Below are 4510 nucleotides of genomic sequence, written 5' to 3' on the forward strand. Positions count from 1 at the left end.
AGATCAAGGAGGCCGCCGCGGCGTCGGCGATCAACGGCTACCTCGACCGGTTCGTCCTCGTTGACGAGGGCCACCGGCAGGACGGAGGAGGCCGCCCGAGGAGCCCGGCGGCGCCCGGCGGCGCGGCGGACGCGCCGCCCGCGGAGCCCGCGCCTCCGGTTCCGGAGGCGGACGGGTCGCCCGCGTCCTGGCGCAGCGGGATCGGCCCCCGGGTGCCCGGCCCGGCCACCCGGGCCAGCTCGCCGGAGTCGGCGCAGGTGGCGACCACCGTCAGCCCGTCGTCCGCCAGCGCCTTGAGGGTGCGCCACAGGTCGGCCCGGTGCCCGGGTTCCAGGCCGCCGTCGACGTCGTCGACCGCCAGCAGCCGGGGTTCGGCCAGCAGGGCCAGGGCCAGCCCGAGGCGGCGCCGTTCGATCATGGGCAGCTCCCGCACCAGCGACCGGCGGTCCAGCCCGCCCAGCCCCGCGGCCTCCATGGCCTCGTCGGCCAGGCTCCGTGCGGCGGGGCGCATGCGCAGCAGCAGCCCCTCGGACAGGTGCTCGCGGACCCGGAGCCGCTCGTCCAGGGGGTTGGCCCCGTCCATCAGCCCGAGCGAGCTGATCCGGCGGACCCGGCGCGCGTGCCGGGGCAGGGCGTGGCCGTCCACGTACAGCTTCCCCTCCGAGGGGCGCATCCGGCCGGTCAGGGTGAGCAGCAGGGCGCTGCGCCCTCCTCCGGAGTCGGCCCGGAAGACGGTGAGAGTGCCCGGCCGGGCCGTGAACCCCACGCCCGTGTACACGGGGCCCTCCCGGGTGGCGAGCCCGACGCCCTCGGCCTGTACACGAGCTCCGGTCGCCCGTCGCATCCCCCGGCCCCCTTCGTTTTTGAACTGACCAGTCAGTGCAAAACTGCGGAAACCACCGTACAGCGCGCATACGACTCCTCCGGGCGCCGGGAGCTGTGGAGTGCCGCACAGCTCCGCCGCCCACGTGCACCGCGTGCGTCCGGGTAGTGGGATTGGATGGGAGGAGGCGTACCACCGAACGAACGGGAGGATCGGGATGTCGGAGATCTCCGAGCGGGTCGCGAGGGTCCTGGACGACCCGGAGAACTGGCCCAGCGACCCCAAGGAGGCCGTCGCGCTCCAGCGCGGGCTCGCCGACCGGGTCCGTGCGGAGCCGTTGGACGTGGACGCGGTGCGGCTGGTGGCCGGGCTGGACGTCAGCTACGCCACGGACAACACGGCGCTCTCCGCGGCGGCCGTGGTCATGGACGTGCGGACCCTGGAGGTGGTCGAGTCCGTCGCGATCTCCTCACAGCCGTCCTTCCCCTACATCTCGGGGCTGTTCGGGTTCCGCGAGTCCCCGCCTGTCCTGGAGGCGCTGGGGCGGCTCAAGGTGACCCCGGACGTGTACCTGTGCGACGGCTTCGGTCTGGCGCACCCCCGCCGCTTCGGGGTCGCCTGCCACCTGGGGGTGCTTCTGGACCTGCCGGTGGTGGGGTCGGCCAAGTCGGTGCTGTTCGGCAGGCACAGCGTGCCCGGTGAGGAGCGGGGGTCGTGGACGCCCATGGTGGCCGGGCGGTCGGAGGTGGTCCCCGACTCCTTCGCGCTGGCCGACCAGGGCAAGGAGGTGATCGGGCGCGTGCTGCGCACCCGCAGGGGGGTCAAGCCCGTCTACGTGTCCGTCGGCCACCGGGTGGACCTGGAGGGCGCGGCCGAGCTGGTGCTGCGGCTCTCGCCCAAGTACCGGGTGCCCGAGCCGGTCCGGCACGCCGACAAGCTCTGCGGCGAGCACCGCAAGGCGGTACTCGCCGCGAAGGAGGGCCGGGCCGACTGACCCGGACGGGGACGCCGGCCCCCGGCTTCCTACCAGCTCGTGGGAACAGGGCGCCCCTCGTTGTACCCGGCGGCGCTCTGCACGCCCACCACGGCGCGCTCGTGGAACTCCGCCAGCGAGGAGGCGCCCGCGTAGGTCATCGAGCTGCGCACACCGGCGACGATCTGGTCGATCAGGTCCTCCACGCCGGGGCGCTCCGGGTCCAGGTACATCCGGCCCGTGGAGATGCCCTCCTCGAACAGCGCCTTGCGGGCCCGCTCGAACGGGGAGTCCTCGGCCGTGCGCAGCCGGACCGCGCGGGCCGACGCCATGCCGAAGCTCTCCTTGTACTGCCTGCCCTCGGCGTCGCGCATGACGTCGCCCGGCGACTCGTAGGTCCCCGCGAACCACGAGCCCACCATCACGTTGGACGCGCCCGCGGCCAGGGCGAGGGCCACGTCGCGCGGGTGGCGTACGCCGCCGTCCGCCCACACGTGCCCGCCCAGCTCGCGCGCCGCCTCGGCGCACTCCAGCACGGCGGAGAACTGGGGGCGGCCCACGGCGGTCATCATGCGGGTCGTGCACATCGCGCCCGGGCCCACACCGACCTTGACGATGTCGGCACCCGCCTCGATCAGCTCGCGCGTGCCCCGGGCGGTGACGATGTTGCCCGCCACGATCGGCACTCGCGGCGACAGCGCGCGCACCTTGGAGACCGCGGTCAGCATCTTCTCCTGGTGGCCGTGCGCGGTGTCGATGACAAGGGTGTCCACCCCGGCCTCCAGCAACTCGGCGGCCTTGCCCGCCACGTCGCCGTTGATGCCGACGGCCGCGGCCACGCGCAGCCGGTCGTCCGAGTCCACGGCGGGCGTGTACAGGGTGGAGCGCAGCGCTCCCGTGCGGGTCAGCACGCCCACCAGTGAGCCGTTCCCGTCCACGACCGGGGCCAGCCGGTGGCGGAAGTCGTGCAGCATCCCGAACGCCTCGCGCGGCTCGGTGCCCGCCGGGATGGTCATCAGCTCGGTGGACATCACGTCGCGCAGTTGGGCGAAGCGGTCCGTTCCGGTGCAGTCGGCCTCGGTGACCACGCCGACGGGCCTGCGGTCCCCGTCCACCACGATCACGGCGTTGTGCGCGCGCTTGGGCAGCAGGTTGAGCGCCTCGCCCACGGTGCTGGACGGGTTGAGCGTGATGGCGGTGTCGTACACCAGGTGCCGCCGCTTGGTCCAGGAGACGACGTCGGAGACCACGTCGAGGGGGATGTCCTGCGGGATGACCGCGACACCGCCGCGCCTGGCGACGGTCTCGGCCATCCTGCGCCCGGCGACCGCGGTCATGTTCGCCACGACCAGCGGGATCGTGGTGCCGGTGCCGTCCGGCGACGACAGGTCCACGCTGAGCCGGGAACCCACGGAGCTCCGGTTGGGGACCATGAACACGTCGCTGTAGGTCAGGTCCTGCTGGGGTGCCTGGTCGTTGAGAAAACGCAATGCCTCTACCTCGGTCGAGACCGAAGGGGGTGGACCATCCGCCGCATGCCGCGCGCGGCCGCCTGTTGATCCCCCTCTTACCGGTCAAGTATGCCGTCACGAATTAGGTCGGTCGACACCCGATCTGGCATGATGACCCGGATCCCCGCCGACACAGCCCTTCCCCGCCCCTGCCAGCGCGTCGTCGGGCGCCGGGGCCCGGATGGGCGCTCCTGGAGAGCCCGCATGCCGCGTTTCACTTTCGCGCAAGTCAAGGAAGAGACCTACAAGGCGAAGGACGCCTGGTGGACGGTCTTCCTGGTGGACCCCCTGGCCGGACGCCTCGTCGTCTGGACCGCGAACCGCACCGACATCACGCCCAACCAGCTGACGCTGGGGGCGGGGGTCTTCGGCCTGCTCTCCATGCTTTGCTTCATCGCGCCGGTCCTCGTGCCGGGTGCCGAGGCCTTCAACTGGGCATGGCTGCTGGCGGGCGGACTGCTCTTCCACCTCAGCTTCGTCCTGGACTGCATGGACGGCAAGATCGCCCGGCTCAAGGGCACCGGCACGGTCTTCGGTAGCTGGGTGGACTTCGTCTTCGACCGCATCCGCTTCTTCGGCTGCGTGATGGCGCTGCTGATCGGCCAGTGGCTGCTCACCGGCCACGAGGTCTACCTGATCGCGGCGCCGGTGGTGGTCTTCTTCGACCTGCTGCGCTACCTCAACGGCCCCCAGGTCGCCAAGTCCCGCCGGACCATGAACCAGGCGCTCGCCGAGCTGACCGGGGACACCGAACGGCTCGCTGAGGCCCGGCGCGAGGCCGACCCCGAGGACGAGGAGACGGGGGAGGCCCCGGCCCGGCCGGACGCCCCCGCCCCGACCGGCCTCTACCCGCGCGTGCGCGACCGGCTCCTGCGCCACCGTGTGCGCCCGCACCTGTTCAGCGGCATCGAGTTCGAGATGTTCCTGTGCGTGGTGGCCCCGGTGACCGCGCTGGTCTCCCTCTTCACCCCGCTCAACAGCCTGATCATCCCCGTCGCGGTGTTCTCCGTCCTGGCGCTGGCCTTCTTCGAGGTGATCCTGGTGCTGCGGCTGTGGAAGGACACGAACAGGTTCGAGGCGCGCCGCCGCCGACTGCTGGCCTCGGGCGCCGTCCCCGGCGCCCCCGCGGCCCCGCACCCGACCAGCGGGAGCTGAACCGGCCCTCCCCACCGCGGGCGGGAGCGACACGGGAGGGGCGGGTCC

Annotated in this window: 4 protein-coding genes; 2 read left to right on the forward strand and 2 right to left on the reverse strand. The window is 72.7% G+C overall.

The features are described from left to right. Positions 1–37: 37 nt before the first annotated feature. The gene (locus ABD54_RS25460) at positions 38–844 is read right to left on the reverse strand and encodes an ATP-binding cassette domain-containing protein (protein ID WP_047872090.1); all 807 of its coding nucleotides are present in this window, start codon (positions 842–844) and stop codon (positions 38–40) included. A 196-nt stretch (positions 845–1040) separates the two neighbouring features. On the opposite strand from ABD54_RS25460, the gene ABD54_RS25465 reads away from it, so the two are divergent. Next, complete coding sequence (locus ABD54_RS25465; RefSeq protein WP_047872091.1) at positions 1041–1817, forward strand: endonuclease V; 777 nt, start codon at positions 1041–1043, stop codon at positions 1815–1817. A gap of 29 nt (positions 1818–1846) precedes the next feature. Here ABD54_RS25465 and ABD54_RS25470 read toward each other — a convergent pair whose 3' ends face one another. After that, the gene (locus ABD54_RS25470; RefSeq protein ID WP_047872092.1) at positions 1847–3286 is read right to left on the reverse strand and encodes a GuaB1 family IMP dehydrogenase-related protein; all 1440 of its coding nucleotides are present in this window, start codon (positions 3284–3286) and stop codon (positions 1847–1849) included. A 225-nt stretch (positions 3287–3511) separates the two neighbouring features. Between ABD54_RS25470 and ABD54_RS25475 the strand changes: the two genes are divergently transcribed. Continuing rightward, a complete protein-coding gene (locus ABD54_RS25475) occupies positions 3512–4462 on the forward strand; it encodes a CDP-alcohol phosphatidyltransferase family protein (protein WP_047872093.1) in 951 nt (316 codons plus the stop codon). The last annotated feature ends 48 nt before the right edge of the window (positions 4463–4510 follow it).

Source organism: Nocardiopsis sp. RV163, assembly GCF_001029525.1.
In the GTDB taxonomy this organism is placed as follows: domain Bacteria; phylum Actinomycetota; class Actinomycetes; order Streptosporangiales; family Streptosporangiaceae; genus Nocardiopsis; species Nocardiopsis dassonvillei.

Coding starts and splice junctions, on each gene's coding strand:
- ABD54_RS25460 (WP_047872090.1), bottom strand. CDS start 844: ATGCGACGGGCGACCGGAGCTCGTGTACAGGCCGAGGGCGTCGGGCTC.
- ABD54_RS25465 (WP_047872091.1), top strand. CDS start 1,041: ATGTCGGAGATCTCCGAGCGGGTCGCGAGGGTCCTGGACGACCCGGAG.
- ABD54_RS25475 (WP_047872093.1), top strand. CDS start 3,512: ATGCCGCGTTTCACTTTCGCGCAAGTCAAGGAAGAGACCTACAAGGCG.